General features: G+C 63.5%; 12 protein-coding genes. 7 read left to right on the top strand and 5 right to left on the bottom strand.

What is annotated here, in order from left to right:
* Positions 1-1,987: DEAD/DEAH box helicase (locus tag ACH2EI_RS10410; RefSeq protein ID WP_395159952.1), on the bottom strand; the 1,987-nt coding region annotated here is incomplete at its 3' end.
* Between the two features lie 247 nt (positions 1,988-2,234).
* On the opposite strand from ACH2EI_RS10410, the gene ACH2EI_RS10415 reads away from it, so the two are divergent.
* A complete protein-coding gene (locus ACH2EI_RS10415; protein WP_395154833.1) occupies positions 2,235-3,137 on the top strand; it encodes a DUF559 domain-containing protein in 903 nt (300 codons plus the stop codon).
* Between the two features lie 38 nt (positions 3,138-3,175).
* On the opposite strand, the gene ACH2EI_RS10420 is transcribed toward ACH2EI_RS10415, so the two are convergent.
* Positions 3,176-4,036 (bottom strand): hypothetical protein, encoded by an 861-nt coding sequence (locus tag ACH2EI_RS10420; RefSeq protein ID WP_395154834.1) that lies wholly within the window; start codon positions 4,034-4,036, stop codon positions 3,176-3,178.
* Between the two features lie 65 nt (positions 4,037-4,101).
* Between ACH2EI_RS10420 and ACH2EI_RS10425 the strand changes: the two genes are divergently transcribed.
* The 5 genes from ACH2EI_RS10425 to ACH2EI_RS10445 all read left to right on the top strand — a co-directional run bounded on the left by ACH2EI_RS10425 (position 4,102) and on the right by ACH2EI_RS10445 (position 11,022).
* On the top strand, positions 4,102-4,614 hold the full coding sequence (locus ACH2EI_RS10425) for a TlpA family protein disulfide reductase (protein WP_395154835.1): 513 nt from the start codon (positions 4,102-4,104) through the stop codon (positions 4,612-4,614).
* Positions 4,615-4,630: 16 nt separating this feature from the next.
* Positions 4,631-7,144: an ATP-dependent helicase HrpB gene (gene hrpB, locus ACH2EI_RS10430; protein ID WP_395154836.1), complete on the top strand. Its 2,514-nt coding sequence runs from the start codon at positions 4,631-4,633 to the stop codon at positions 7,142-7,144.
* Positions 7,145-7,879 (top strand): sulfite exporter TauE/SafE family protein, encoded by a 735-nt coding sequence (locus tag ACH2EI_RS10435; RefSeq protein WP_395154837.1) that lies wholly within the window; start codon positions 7,145-7,147, stop codon positions 7,877-7,879.
* A gap of 122 nt (positions 7,880-8,001) precedes the next feature.
* Complete coding sequence (locus tag ACH2EI_RS10440) at positions 8,002-9,297, top strand: alpha/beta hydrolase family protein (RefSeq protein WP_395154838.1); 1,296 nt, start codon at positions 8,002-8,004, stop codon at positions 9,295-9,297.
* A gap of 66 nt (positions 9,298-9,363) precedes the next feature.
* Positions 9,364-11,022, top strand: coding sequence for a fumarate hydratase (locus ACH2EI_RS10445; protein ID WP_395154839.1), 1,659 nt, complete (start codon positions 9,364-9,366; stop codon positions 11,020-11,022).
* 33 nt (positions 11,023-11,055) lie between these two features.
* On the opposite strand, the gene ACH2EI_RS10450 is transcribed toward ACH2EI_RS10445, so the two are convergent.
* On the bottom strand, positions 11,056-11,868 hold the full coding sequence (locus tag ACH2EI_RS10450; RefSeq protein ID WP_395154840.1) for an enoyl-CoA hydratase/isomerase family protein: 813 nt from the start codon (positions 11,866-11,868) through the stop codon (positions 11,056-11,058).
* Between the two features lie 128 nt (positions 11,869-11,996).
* On the bottom strand, positions 11,997-13,613 hold the full coding sequence (locus ACH2EI_RS10455; protein ID WP_395154841.1) for an ABC-F family ATP-binding cassette domain-containing protein: 1,617 nt from the start codon (positions 13,611-13,613) through the stop codon (positions 11,997-11,999).
* Positions 13,614-13,676: 63 nt separating this feature from the next.
* Between ACH2EI_RS10455 and ACH2EI_RS10460 the strand changes: the two genes are divergently transcribed.
* On the top strand, positions 13,677-14,159 hold the full coding sequence (locus tag ACH2EI_RS10460; protein WP_395159954.1) for a DUF2752 domain-containing protein: 483 nt from the start codon (positions 13,677-13,679) through the stop codon (positions 14,157-14,159).
* Position 14,160: 1 nt separating this feature from the next.
* Here the strand turns inward: ACH2EI_RS10460 and ACH2EI_RS10465 are convergent.
* On the bottom strand, positions 14,161-15,500 hold a 1,340-nt coding region (locus ACH2EI_RS10465), incomplete at its 5' end, for an SGNH/GDSL hydrolase family protein (RefSeq protein WP_395159956.1).

The following is a 15,500-nucleotide window of genomic DNA, read 5'->3' on the forward strand; positions in this document are numbered from 1 at the left end:
CCGCCTCGATGATCGTCATCACCGCAAGCGCCCGCTGCATGTCGCCCTTTGTATCGGCCTCGACGACCCGCGTCGATGAGTCGTCATCCGGCTCATCCGGTTCGGGGCTCATCGCATCATCACGGTCATCATCACGGTCGCGGCCGCTGTCGTCGAGCGATGAGTCGTCTGCCGCCTCACCCGGCTCGGGGCTCACCGCTGCGGGTGATTCGTCGAGCACGAGGCCAGACAGCGCGGCAAACGGGTTGTCGCTCGCGGGGGCGTCGTCTTCGGCGACGACCTCGCGTTCCCGCTCGCGCCGCTCGTGGCGTTGCTCATGGGACCGTTCTTCGACTTCGAATTGGCGATCGAGGTGCTCGATTGCATCGAGCGCCCACAGCGACAGCGGCTGATGCAGCGCAAACTCGTCTTGCAGGTCGAAATCCACGCGGACACGACGACCGAGTTCGTCGGGCTCATCAGGAAATTCGAGTAGACCGGCATCGACGAGCGAACGGTAGATCGAGATCGACTGCTTGATGTGCTGGCGCTGACGCTTGCGCGGTTCGTGGTTGTCGACCATCAACTTTCGAACTGCAGCGCAGCCATCGCCACGGCGATCGAGCAAGCTCATGATCATCTGATGGTTGACCTGGAAACTCGAGGTCAACGGCTCCGGCTCGCCGGTGACCATCTTCTGGAAGGTGCCCTCATCCCAGTGCGCGTAGCCCCGGTCGGGGGCCTTTTTCTTGACCATCTTCTTCTTCTTTTTGGCCTCTTCAGCGGCCTTCTGGAGCTTCGCCTGGTTCATCACGACGTGCTCCGGCGCCTGCGCCCAGACGGTGCCTTCGTCGTCGAAACCTCGGCGGCCGGCACGCCCGGCAATCTGCGCGAACTCACGGTTGCGCAAAATGCGCGTGGTGCTCCCGTCGTATTTGCAGAGCTTCGTGAATAACACCGAGCGGATCGGGACGTTGACGCCAACCCCCAACGTGTCGGTTCCGCAGATGATCTTGAGGAGGCCGGCTTGGGCGAGCCGTTCGACGAGTAGTCGATACTTCGGCAGCAGCCCGGCGTGGTGCACACCGATGCCTGCAACAAGGAACCGCCGAAGGCCCTTGCCAAACGGCGAGTCAAAGCGGAACCCGCCGATCAGTTCTTTGACCCGCTGCTTTTCTTCCTTCGTCAGCGGGTCGAGGCTGACATAGCTCTGTGCTGCTTCGGTTGCGTCGCGCTGCGTGAAGTGGACGAGGTAAATCGGTGCCCGACCCGACTCGAGGAGCGACTCGATCGAGGTGTGGAGCAGCGTTGTCCTGTACTCGAAGTCGAGCGGCACCGGCCGCTGCAACGACTTCACCAGGGCAGTCTCACGACCGGTTCGCTTGGTGAGTTCATCTTCGAAGAATCGGGTGTTGCCGAGTGTCGCTGACATCAGCAGGAACTGACAATGCGGAAGTTCGAGGATCGGCAATTGCCACGCCCAGCCGCGCTGCGGGTCCGCGTAGAAGTGGAACTCGTCGGCGATCACGATGTCGACATCAGCCCGGCGCCCATCGCGCAATGCCCAGTTCGCAAGGATCTCGGCAGTGCAGCAGACGATTGGCGCGTTCGGGTTGATCGAGCCGTCGCCGGTGATCATTCCCACTCGTTCCGACCCGAACTGCTTGCACAACTCGAAAAATTTCTCGCTCACCAAGGCCTTGATCGGTGCGGTGTACACGCTGCGTTGGTTGCGGCCCAGACCAACGAAGTGCGCAGCGACAGCCACCAGCGATTTGCCCGACCCTGTCGGCGTGTTGAGGATGACGTTGCTCCCGGCAATCAGTTCGAAAGCCGCTTCTTCCTGCGCCGGGTACATCTCGATGCCCTGCTCGATCGTCCAGTTGGTAAAACCGTCGAGGAGCGCGCTCTCGTCCGGCGCAGGCGGCAGATGTCGCAGGATCGGTGGAAGAACTGTTTGCGAGGCTGATTTCGAGGCCGGTTGCTGGAGGGGTGCGGGGTCGCTCATGAGGTACCCATAGTCTGCACACATGCCGACGTTTCGAAGCGCGTGGAACTGGGCCTTCGACAAACATCTGCCCAAGCCGCCAAACCCTGACAAGAGCGTTGAGGCGGGTTGGGTGCCCATGTGGCAGGCCCAAACGCCAACGCAAGTGCCCCCCGTCAGCGTGATGGAAATGGTGTGCATGTTGACCAAAACCATCACGCTGACGAGCAGGTTCCGGCCCAGCTGGTGATCTGCCCACTGTCAGGGCATGCAACGCCACATCGCCCAGATCGCTGAGCGCCAAGAAGGGCTGATCACCCTCCATCAACTCGAACACGCCATTCCTGCACGACACCGTCGCCGCCACTTGATTGAGTCCGGCACGCTCATCCGCGTCGCGCCCAAGACATACCGGATAGGTGGTGCGCCGATCACCCATCGCCAGAAACTTCGAGCCGGGCTCCTCAGCCTCGGCCACGAATCGTGGGTGAGCTTCGAAGCTGCAGCCCAACTCCACCGGTTGGACCGCTCGGATCCGGACGCTGTCGAGTTCACCGTTCCACGCGGAACCTTCGTCAACGACTCACCCTTCTGCGTGCACACGACCAACCGGATTCCGCTGATCGACCGGGTTGAGGTCGACGGGATTCGCTGCACCTCTGCAACTCGGACCATCTTGGATCTGGCGCTGGCACGCCGTCCCGAAGAACGGATCGAGGCAGCGATCGACAGTGCGGTCCGTAAAGGATTGTCGGCACCGCATGCCATTGCGCGACGCCTCGACACCCTCAGAGGTCGCGGCCGTTGGGGATGTCGCCTTATTGAGAACCTCGTTCTCGACAGTGGAGGCCACTCCCCGCTCGAACGACGGTTCCTGACAATCTGCCGCGAAGCCGGAATCAACCGCCCACTCACGCAAGCGATCCACCGCAAGGGCGACCGACATGTCGCCCGGGTCGACTTTCTCTTCGCCACACAGGGCGTCGTCGTCGAAGTCTCCGGACAGCACGGCCATTCGAGCCCAACGGAGCGTCGACGCGATGCCCAACGTCGGAACGAACTGCAAGACCTCGGTCGACGGGTCTTTGAGTACACCTACGCGGACGTCATGCACTCACCCGACATGGTCATCCGGACGCTCAAGCAGCGTCTGCGTGATGGAATTGGCTGATATTCAGACCATTTCCATCACGCTGACGGAAAATGATGTCACATGGGGCTGTGTTTGAGGAGTTCCCAGGCCATGGGGCATTCGGGCTTGATCGCCGGTGGCCCCATCGGAACGTGTCCGTGGGGGCCGACGACATCGGAGATCATCGACGTCGGGATGACTTCGACGTCAAGATCCCACGCGTCCATCGTGGCGGCGGCCCGCACGCCGAGCGGGTCGGTCGTTCCGATGTTGCTGACGGCGGTGAGCTCGTCGATCTTGGCGACCATGGCGTCGATCATCCCGCTGGGCAGACGGCGGCCGGTCCCTGCGACGAGCCACACCGGTGTGCCCCAGGCAGCAGCGGCTGCGGCAAGCGTCGACGATCCCATTGGAGCGATCACACGATGACTGTCGCATGCAAGTGCTTCGATGAGCACTGCGTCGGCCGTACGGGCCACCGTGCCCGCTGCGCCAGCATCGACGGGCTCGTAGTCGACGTCGTACCGCTCTAAACGCCGGACAAACGACGTGGCCGAGTGCTGCACATCGAGCGCCAACACGCGAATGTCGCCGCGACGTATCAAGCCATCGCCGATCACGCTCGGGTCACCGATGGTTGCCACCGTTGCGTCATCGGGCAGCGCTGCTGCCAGTTCAGAACCCGTCCGGTCAGCGCGGATCTGTTCAGCCAATTCCCAGACAGCATCGAACGGCTCCGAAGAAGTCGACACGTTGGCGCACAACCACCACAGAGCACCCGTGAACGGATGCCGCTGAACAATCCGACGACACGCCACAACGATGCCTGACGGGTCCATTCGTAGCGACCCGAGCGCGTGTGCAGTTTCTTCGACCAGCGAGGCTGGATCAGCCCCTTGGGCTCGGGCGACGTAGCGAAGGTGTTCGATCGGATGCATCGGTCACCAACGTACCCGCGTCACATGTTGGGTTGGCGGGCACCTGACTCGCTACGCTCTCGCCCGTGGCAGACCCCACTGTGACCCAGCTCCCGAACGAACTCCACCTGACGCCCTTAGCGGCCGACGGCCTCGGCCAGGCCCGACCGATCATGGACTGGTTGACAACGTTCCACCTGGCCTCGGTTGTGCTTGACCCGTACACGAACGAGAGCTCGTGGGTTCTGCGCACCGCAACACGGGTGCTCGAGCAGTTCCGCAGCTCCCACGCTCGGATCAACTTCATCGTCACTGCTGGCGCTGACGATGCTCGTGCGTTCCTCGGGCCGCTCGCCGACCAGTTCCTTGTGTTCTGCGACGCCGATCGTTCGGCGGTGAAAGCCATGGGGCTCACAGAGCTCCCAGCATTCGTCTTCACCCGTGTCGATGGTTCGGTTGCAGCAAAGGCCCAAGGCTGGCACCCAGCCGAGTGGCAAGTCGTTGCTGACTCGATTGCCGACGTCACCTCGTGGACATCACTCGACATCCCCGGCGCCAGCGACCCGGGGCCCTTCAGCGGCTCGCCGGCCCTCGGCTGATCGTCGCCCGCTGCTGATGGCCGACCGGCCTCATTCGGCAGATCTTCCCGACCTTCCCGTCAGGGAAGCACTCGATGCCCTCCGTCACGCACTTGTCGAGCAGCGGCGTGCCATCCTCGTTGCGCCACCCGGCGCTGGCAAGACCACCGTCGTGCCGCTTGCACTACTCGACGAACCGTGGCTCGGCGATCAGACGATCATCATGCTCGAGCCGCGGCGCCTCGCAACACGGGCAGCGGCTCAGCGGATGTCGGCGACAACGCGGACCCCGATTGGAAAGCTCGTCGGCTACCAAACTCGGGACGAGCGGGAAATTACGGCGACCACTCGGATCGAAGTCCTGACCGAAGGCGTTTTGACGCGGCGGCTCCAGAACAACCCCGAGCTCCCCGGCGTCGGCTGCGTGATCTTCGACGAAGTCCACGAACGCAACCTCACGACCGATGTCGGCCTCGCATTCACGCTTGATGTCGCCACCGAATTGCGGCCTGAACTGCGGATCATCGCCATGTCGGCAACACCGGACACCGATGGACTGACGAAGTTACTCGATGCCCCGGTCATCACCAGCGAGGGTCGGACGTTCCCGATCGACGTGCAGTGGCTGCCACGTTCAGCACCGACTCGCGGTAAGCGTCCGCAACGACCTGGGCAGCAGCGCATCGAACCCGACGTCGTTGCCGCCGTGCTGCGTGGGCTGAGTGATGGGGAGGGCGACATCCTCGTGTTCTTGCCAGGAATCGGTGAGATCCGCCGTACCGAGCAGCAGTTGAACCAGGTGCTCGGGCCAAACATCGACGTGTATCCACTGGCTGGTGCGCTGAGCCTCGCCGAGCAGGATCTCGCGCTGGCCCCATCACCACCCGGGCGGCGGCGCGTTGTGCTCTCGACCGACATCGCTGAAACGTCACTCACCGTCGATGGTGTCCGCATTGTGATCGACAGTGGCCTCGCCCGCGAACCCCGGTTCGATCCGCGTTCGGGGATGACCAGGCTCACGACGGTGGCGACGAGCAGGGCATCGGCTGAGCAGCGCGCCGGCCGCGCCGGCCGTACCGAGCCGGGCACGGCATATCGACTGTGGAGCAAAATCGAGCACAGCACACGAACCAAACATCGTTCCCCCGAAATCACGCAAGCCGACCTCGCCGGCTTCGCACTGGAACTTGCAGCGTGGGGTTCACCCGACGACCTTCGCTTCATCGACGCACCACCGACCGGCGCACTCGCTCAGGCCAGGGAGCTCCTGACCGATCTCCACGCGCTTGATCCGGACGACCAGTCAATTACTCCCCTCGGCCGCAAGATGTTGGGGCTTCCGGTGCATCCGCGGCTCGCCCGCATGATCGCCGTCGACCAGAGCCCAACGGCCTGCGCTGTTGCGGCACTCGTTGACGAGCGCGACATCTTCCGAGGCCGACCCGACGAGGTGCCAACCGACCTTGCACTGCGCGTCGGGGTCCTGTCGGGTGCGCGTCGCCATGATCTCGCCGACCGCGGCGCCGTGCATCGACTGCGCGACCGGACTGCGGACCTCGCGCGCCGTGCCCGCATCCCGTTCGATCGTTCGGCGCTCGACCCCGATCGGTCGGGAGCACTGCTGCTCCTCGCATATCCCGATCGCCTCGCGGCACTCCGGCGTGGCCTGCAGTACCAACTCCGTGCCGGGAGCGCCGCCTTTTTGCCCAGCAATGATTCTCTCGCCGACGAACCGTTCGTGGTCGCTGCCGACCTCGACGGCAAGCGCGACAAGGCCCGAATCCGGCTCGCTGCTGCCGTCGACGCCAGCGACGTGATCGCGAACTTCGGGCCCGACATCCTTGAGCAGCGAACCATCACCTGGAATACCGACCGCAACGACTTGAGCGAGACGATCGAGCGTCGGCTGGGCGCGATTGCGCTGGGTGGACACACCGATCGCCCCGCTGCCGGAGAAGCGACCACCGCCGCACTACTCGCCCGCGTCAAGGCCACCGAGTTGAATGTTCTGAGTTGGAATGCGGAGGCGCAGAGCCTTCGCGAGCGGGTTGAGTTCCTGCATCTCCACGTCGGCGAACCGTGGCCCGACTGGTCGAAGGCAACGCTGATCGCAACGCTCGACGAATGGCTCGGCCCGTACCTTCCGGGCGCACGCGGCCGCGCCGACCTCGAACAACTCGACCTCAACACCGTGCTGCGGTCACAGCTGCCATGGCCCCAAGGTGCTGACCTCGACGAACTCGCACCACGCTCACTCGAACTGCCGACCGGCCATACAGCCGAAATCGACTACAGCGGCGAGCAGCCCACGGCCTCTGCCCGCGTCCAAGACCTGTTTGGCACCACCGTCCATCCGACGGCTGGCGGCCGACCGATCCGGTTCCAGCTGCTCTCGCCTGCCAATCGCCCGATCCAAGTCACCGCCGACCTTCCAGGATTCTGGGCGGGGTCGTGGGCCGAAGTTCGCAAGGAAATGGCTGGGCGCTATCCGAAACATCAGTGGCCTGATGACCCGGCAAAAGCCGTCCCCAAACGCATGAAAGATCGCTGAGTGTTCGCTGTTGCTGGCCTCTCGAATTGGCTCTTGGCGTTGACCGTCGTCGTCGTGTTCGTCGGTGCCATGGTGCAGGCATCGCTCGGGATCGGCCTGGGCATGATCGCCGCGCCGATTTTGGCAATCACCGACCCCGACTTCGTCCCCGTTGCCATCATCGTCGCGGTCATTCCGCTGTCGGGCTTGGTGGCCTGGGCAGAACGGGGACATGTCGATCGGAGAGGTGTCGCACTCACGCTCGGCGGACGCGTCCCCGGTGTCGTCCTCGGCGCGTTGATCATCTCCCGCGTTTCGACCGATGCGCTGGGCATCTGTGTCGCCATCTCCGTGCTGGTTGCCGTGGCCGTCTCGGCAAGCGGAAAGAAGCTCAACGTCGGCGACGGAGTCCTCGGCGTTGCCGGGTTCGCTTCGGGCTTCATGGCCACAGCCACCGGCGTCGGAGGCCCTCCAATCGCACTCACGTACCAACATGCTGACCCGCCCACCATGCGTGCGACCATCTCCACGTTCTTCGCTGTTGGCGCGCTGATGTCGCTCGCAGCCCTCGCCGTTGCGGGCCAGGTCGGCCGCCGCCAGCTCGAACTTTCCCTGCTGATCTTGCCAAGTACCGCACTCGGCATGCTCGTTGCCTCGCGCTACAGAGACCGCCTCGATCCGGCGTTCGTGCGACCAGCGGTCCTCGTGGTTTGCACACTCAGTGCGGTCAGCTTGCTCATCGAGACGCTGGCATAAAACCGGTCACGACCCACGACAAACACCCTGGCGCGTTGGCACTTCGGTGCAGCGTGGTCGAGTGTTGAAATCAAGCAGCCCCCGATCGCCCAAATTCGCCATATTCGTGGCACGATGCGCCGATGCGTTCCTCACGGATTCTCACCCGTTCCAGTCGAGCGGCCATCCTTGCTGCTGTTGCCTTGTTCGCAGCTGCGTGTGCCGGTTCCGGCACTAACAGCGCTCCGGCCCAGACCGAACTGCCAGTGGCCACAGAAGCTCCGGTCCCGACAGCGGCGCCAGCAACTGAGGCTCCGGTCGAAACCAATCCGCCAGCAACCGAGCCACCTGTCGAAACCGATCCGCCGGTCACTGAGCCAACGAACACCGCCGACATCGAACTCGCTGATGGCTTCGGCCCCTACGAGGTCGGCGTCCAAACAATCATGGTCCCTGACCCCACCGGCGGCGGCCGTGACCTCACCGTCGACGTCTGGTTCCCACTCTCCCAAGACGTCGACGCCGACTTTCCGCCGCAGCAGTACACCCTCCTCCCCGGCACCTACTACGAGTCGCCGTCCGCAGTCGCCGCCACAGCCGACAGCATCGCCACCGACGGTCCCTTCCCCCTGGTCATCTACTCCCATGGCTCGGGCGGCCTCCGCTTTATTCACTCGAACTACACCGAGGCGCTTGCGAGTAACGGGTACATCGTCGCCGCCGCCGACCACATTGGCAACACGGCTGTCGACCGCTTGGCCGAGAGCGAGACACCCAGCGATGTCACGGCATTCAACCGGCCAAACGACGTCACCCGGGTGATCGATGCGTTCCTCGACCCCGAGAACGTCGAAACAGTTGGCTTTGTTGCCAATCTCGACCCCAGCCAGATCGCAGTGACCGGCCATTCCTTCGGCGGCTTCACCTCATACGCCATGGCATCCGGCTACGACAATGCGAACGGCGAATTTGTGGCTGACGAGCGCGTCGGAGCGATCGTCGCTCTCGCCCCGGCCGCGAGCGAGACCCTGCTGAGCGACGAGCGGCTCGCCTCGATCGAGATCCCGACGCTCGTCATCGGCGCAACCGATGACAGCACCACGCCGATCGACCCGAACGTCACACGGCCGTGGGAGCTCACGTCGAGCGACGTGTCATACCGGCTCGACCTGACGGCGGCCAAGCACGAAACATTCACCGACATCTGCGCGTACCTCGCATTCCTGCCGACACTCGAAGCTCCGGCACAGATCGTCGTCGACACACTCGAGGCACGCACCGAAGCAGGATGCGACCCCGACGACATGCCGATCGAACGGGCACAGGCGATCACCAACACCTTCGCCGTCTCGTTCCTCGACTCGGTCTTCAAGGGCGGCACCCCGATCTCCCTCGACCAAGTCGACGAGCAGACCGACTTCGTGTACCTGATCAAGTAGACCAAATCGAGTAGGCGGGCCGGTCACACTGTGCCAGGCACAGTGTGACCGCATACCCTGAGCGGCATGGCTGACGCTCAGATCGACTACACCGAAATGTTCCCCTTGGGGCCCGACGAAACCGAGTACCGGCTCGTCTCCACCGACGGCGTCTCGACCTTCGACACACCTGAGGGAACCTTCCTCAAAGTGGAACCCGATGCACTCCGGAGCCTCACAGCAGAAGCCATGCGCGACATCGCGCACTACCTGCGGACGAGCCATCTCGAACAGCTCGCGAAGATCCTCGATGACCCCGAAGCATCCGACAACGACCGCTTCGTGGCACTCGACCTCTTGAAGAACGCTTCGATCGCTGCCGGCGGTGTGCTGCCGATGTGCCAGGACACCGGCACGGCGATCGTCAAGGGCAAGAAGGGCCAATTCGTGTTCACCGGCGGTGGCGACGAGGAACACATCGCCAACGGCATCGCCGACACCTACCTGACGTCGAACCTGCGATACAGCCAAATGGCGCCGCTCGACATGTACACCGAGAAGAACACTGGAACAAACCTGCCGGCCGAGATCAAGATCAGCGCCGTCGACGGCAACGCATACAAGTTCCTGTTCATGGCGAAAGGTGGCGGGTCTGCCAACAAGAGCTTTCTCTTCCAAGAGACGAAGGCACTCTTGAACGAAGCAACGCTGCTGCCGTGGATCTTCGACAAGATTCAGGCGATCGGCACATCGGCGTGCCCTCCGTACCACCTCGCAATCGTCATCGGCGGCACGTCTGGCGAGATCGCCGTTGAGACCGCGAAGCTGGCGAGCGCCCACTACCTCGACGCGCTCCCGACGACCGGCTCGGCATCAGGGCACGCGTTCCGCGATCTCGACCTTGAAGCCAAAGTCCTCGAACTCGCACAGAACACCGGTGTCGGCGCTCAGTTCGGCGGCAAGTACTTCTGCCATGACGTCCGCATCGTCCGCCTCCCGCGCCACGGCGCATCGTGCCCGGTCGCGATGGCGGTGTCATGCTCGGCTGACCGCCAAATGCTCGGCAAGATCACGGTTGACGGCCTCTTCCTTGAGCAACTCGAAACTGATCCCGCACGCTTCCTGCCCGCCGTCGGCGCCGCAGACCTCCCCGACACTGCATCAGTCCACATCGACCTCAACCGGCCGATGGACGAAATCCGCGCGACCCTTGCCGAACTCCCTGTGACGACCCAGGTCATGCTGAGTGGGCCGATGATCGTTGCTCGCGACATCGCGCACGCCAAGATCAAGGAACTCCTCGACGCCGGCGAAGAAATGCCGCAGTACTGGAAAGACCATGCTGTGTACTACGCCGGCCCGGCCAAAACGCCTGAGGGCTACGCATCAGGCTCGTTCGGGCCGACCACGGCGGGCCGTATGGACTCCTACGTCCCCGAGTTTCAAGCGGCTGGCGGCTCAATGGTGATGCTCGCCAAGGGCAACCGATCCAAGCAGGTGACCGATTCGTGCAAGGACAACGGCGGTTTTTATCTTGGTTCGATCGGCGGCCCTGCAGCACGCTTGGCGCTCGACAACATCAAGCAGGTCGATGTCCTTGAGTACCCCGAGTTTGGGATGGAAGCGATCTGGAAAATTGAGGTCGAGAACTTCCCAGCGTTCATCATCGTCGACGACAAGGGCAATGACTTTTACGCCAAGGTGCGCTCCGAAGCGTCGATGCCCGTCTCGCTCTCGAAGCAGTAGGCCGAGCAGCAGGCCCCTGCAGTACTCGTTCGGTCAGCCCGAGATCTCGCCAGCCAGTGCGCCCAATCGCCGCTCGCCCTCGGGTGTCTGCCCACCGCGGGCCAGAAACGACGTCATGGCGTCACGCGAGGCGGCGTTGCCGAGCAAGCTGCTGAATGCTGTTGCTTCGGCGAAGAGATCATCGCCGAGTTCCTGTTCGGCGCGCACAACGCTCGCCTTGGCTGCAGCGACCGCCTCGCTGGGAAAACCGGCGATGCGCCCGGCAAGCCGGTCGACATACTGGTCAATCTCGGTCGCCCTCAGCACACGGTTGATCATGCCCCACTGTTCGGCAGTCGCCGCGTCGATGTCGTCGCAACCGAGAATGATCTCGAGCGCCCGACCCCGACCAACGAGGCGCGGCAACCGCACCGTTCCAGTGCCACCGGGGATGATGCCCAGCGCAACCTCTGGCTGATTAAACACAGCCTGCTGTGTTGCGAATCGCATATCGCAGCTCATCGCGACTTCATTGCCGCCTCCGCCGACGCGGCCCTCGATCACGGCGATCGTTGGCTTGGGCATTGTCCGCAAGGTCTCGCACATCCGATGGAATCCGGGGAGCTCGCTCGGCGGGGGTGCGTCGGTTGGGAAGCCGAGGATCGCCTCGACGTCGAAGTGAGCAATAAACCATTCGGGATTGGCCGATCGCAGTACGACGACCCGGACACCCGGATCGACGGCGAGCGCGCTCGTCAACTTTGCCAACTCGACGAACACATCCGTCGTCATCAGGTTGATCGGCGGGTGATCGACCACGACCGTGGCAACGCCGCGGTCGTCGACGGTGAGCGTGATGGCTGACATGACCCAACGGTAGACAACGGCGAGCGCGCCCACCGAACGCTCAGGTCAAAATAAGCGGTGCGATCATCAACACGATGGCTACACCCAACGCGATGGCTGCACCCATGACAACACCCACGATGTCGCGGTCACGCCATGGAGACGAGATCGAGCCATTCCTCGGAGTAATAGTCAACATCACCGTCAGGCATGAGTAACACCTTCGTGGGCTGCAGTTCACGCACGAATTCCTCGTCGTGGCTGACCAGGATGATCGCGCCAGGCCAGGCGACCAAAGCTGAGGCCACGGCCTCGCGCGACGGCGGGTCGAGGTTGTTGGTCGGCTCGTCGAGCAGGAGCACGTTATTCCGGCCGACCATCAGCATCGACAGCGCTAGTTTCGTCTTTTCACCGCCGGAGAGTGTCCCCGATTCTTGGAACACTTTCTCGCCCGACAACCCGAACATCCCGAGCAGCCCACGGAGTTCAGTTTCGCCGAGCTGGACCTCGGGTGGGACAGCATCACGGATGTTGTCGAGGAGCGACTCGTGGACCTTGAGGTTGTCATGTTCCTGGGCGTAGTAGCCGGCGTGCACCTGATAACCCCACGTGAACTGGCCGAGGTTGGCCTCAGTTTCGCCGGCCAGGATGCGGAGCAGGCTGGTCTTACCGGCCCCGTTCAAACCGAGGACGAGGAGGCGTTCGCCTTTGCCGAGGTCGAAGTTGATGTCTTCAAAGATCGGTGGGCCGCCGTATCCCTTGCACAGCCCCTTGGCCGTGATCACGGTATTGCCGCACTTCGGCGGCGGCGGGAACTTGACCGACATGGTTTTGCCCGCTCGCGGGCCATGCACTCGTTCGCCTTCGAGGCGAGCAATCCGCTTCTCGACGCTGTGCGCCATCGCCGCCTTCGTTGCTTTTGCACCGAAGCGGTCAACGACGGTCTGCAGTCGGTCGATTTCCTTACCCTGCAAGAGCGCCTTCTTGGCGAGGCGCGTCTCGTCGTCGGCCCGAGCGCGCTTGTACTGGGTGTACGTGCCCTTGTACTCGAAGATTTCACCGACAGCGTGCTCGGACGCTCGGTCGAGGTGGATCACGCGGGTGATCGCCTCATCAAGCAGTTCGAGGTCATGGCTGATGACGAGCAGCGCTCCCTTGTACTCGCGAAGGAAGCCGAGCAGCCAGATCTTGGCATCGATGTCGAGGTGGTTGGTTGGTTCGTCAAGGCACAGGACTTCGGACCCGGCAAACAGGATGCGAGCCAGCTCGATGCGACGGCGCTGGCCGCCGGACAATGTGCTGATCGGCTGATCGAGCCGTTCGTCTTCGATACCGAGCCCTGCCGCCATTTGCCGCGCTTCGCTCTCGGCCGCGTAGCCACCGTTGGTCCGGAACGACTCTTCGGCATTGACGTAGCGGGAGACGTTGCGCTCGTCGGGGTTCTCTTCCATGGCGATGCGCAGCTTCTCCATGCGCATCACTTGGTCGTCGATTCCGCGGCCCGACAGAATGTGCGTCACACACGAACGCCCATCGAGCGCCGAGTCGATCTTGGGATCCTGTGGGAGGTACCCGAAGCCGCCCTTGGTGATGACACGACCCGACTTTGGTTCGTTGGCCCCGCCGAGCACCTTGAACATCGAGGTCTTGCCGGCGCCATTGCGTCCCACGATGCCGACCTTGTCACGCGGCATGACGGTGAAGCTGGCGTTCTCAACGAGGAGTCGACCACCTACTTCCACCGAAATTGCCTGCGCTTGGAGCATCGGACCAGGCTACGGTCGATGTTCGTGGTGACCCTGCTCTCGGCGCGAACGCTCTGAGCAATTATGTCACTCGCGTTTCCGACTGAACGCCCCCCGTCGGGCTTCCACATCGCACGTCTTGCAAGCGAGCAGCAGTCGCTCGTCGGTTCGGCGGCCGCGTTGCCATGGGCGGTTGCGGGATGCCTCGCCTCCACAGCTGCGTACGTTGTCATCGATAATCCCGGCGACGACAACGGCGGCCTCACGTCGTGCCCGATCCGTGCGCTGACCGGCTACTGGTGCCCGGGGTGCGGGCTGACCCGTGCGACACACCACCTGTTCCGTGGAAACATCGCCCAGGCACTTTCGTTCAATGCCTTCGTGCCGGTCGTACTCGCCGTGCTGAGCCTGCTCTGGGCCACCTGGCTGATGGTCGCCACCGGCCGGGGTGTCCCAACGTTCATCCGCCGCATCAGACCAGCGGCATACGTGAGCGCTGCACTCCTCCTCGCCGGCTTCACCGTGCTGAGAAATCTCAGCGGCGCCATGTCGCTCCGCGGCGCCTGATTCAGCCGTCGGTCGCTGTGAGAGGAGCCGCTGTGCTCACCGGAGCTGTCGTGGTCGCCGGAGCTGTCGTGGTCGCCGGAGCTGTCGTGGTCGCCGGAGCTGTCGTGGTCGCCGGAGTGGTCGTGCCGCCATCCGGGGTCGACCAGTCCGTTCCGCCAGTCGTCGTTCCGCCCGTCGTAGCGGTCCCACCCGTCGTAGCGGTTCCACCCGTCGTAGCGGTTCCACCCGTCGTCGTGCCGCCATCCGTCGTCGTGCCGCCATCCGTCGTGCCGCCATCCGTGGTCGACCAGTCCGTTCCACCGGCAGTCGTGCCACCAGCAGTGGTTGACCCACCTGTCCCACCGCCAGTCGAGTTTCCAGGTTGAGTCGTCGTGGTAGCCCCCGAAGTCGATCCGCCGCCTGTCGTTGACGTCCCGCCGGAGCTGGACTCGTCGATCGGCGCGTCACCCGTGTTGGGTGTGCCGTTGCCCTGGCCGATCGCCGAGTCATCGAGGAACTGCGAGCCGATGCAGGTGACCACACCATCAGGGGCTCGGCCCAGTGCAGCACCCGTGAGATCAACGAGTACTTGCTCGCCAGCGTTCGTCGGGTGCAGGCCATCGGGGCCGAGCACTCCGGGCGTCTTTGCGGCCTGGGCCCAGTCGATCAGCGTGACGTTCTCGTAGTCCGCGACGAGTTGATGGATGACATCGGCTACTTCGCGGTAGCTCGGTCGATACTCGCTCACGGTGTACAGCAGAACCGGACGGGACGCGGCACGGTCAAGAATTTTGCGCATCTCCGCGTCGTAGTTCTCCTGATTGCCGTTGTAGTTGCTCCCGAGGAACACCGCAACTGCGTCCCAGTCGTTGTCGGACCGCTCGGCACCGGGCTCGGGCGCTTTGGGTATCAGTCGCTCGGCAACCTTGACACCGAACTCGACGAAACGACCTGGCTCAGCGGCGACTTCGACAGTCCACCCGAGCGCGTTCAGCCCCCTGCACATCTCGCCGCCGTAGCGGGTCTCGGTACCGGCAAGGATCGAATCGCCGATCATCAACAGACGGTTGCTCCCGACCAGTTCACCGATCTGCTGGGCAATGACGCCGTCGGCAGTGACCGGTCGAGTGATGACGACGAGCGGTTCGAGCGCCCCATTGGCGCTGCCGCCCTGCAGACCACCAGGTGGGATGGTATCCGGCAGCGAACCGACACCTGGCACGGTCGATAGAGCCATTGGAAGCGCCGCAGGTGCTGGACCAGTCATGGTGCCGCTTGCGCCACACCCAGCCGTCAGAACGACGAGGGCAATCCACAGACGACGCATCATCCCCATTGAATCGCGAGACGCGCCAGCATTCA

Origin of the sequence: Ilumatobacter sp. (assembly GCF_041688325.1) — a bacterium.
Lineage (GTDB): Bacteria > Actinomycetota > Acidimicrobiia > Acidimicrobiales > Ilumatobacteraceae > Ilumatobacter_A.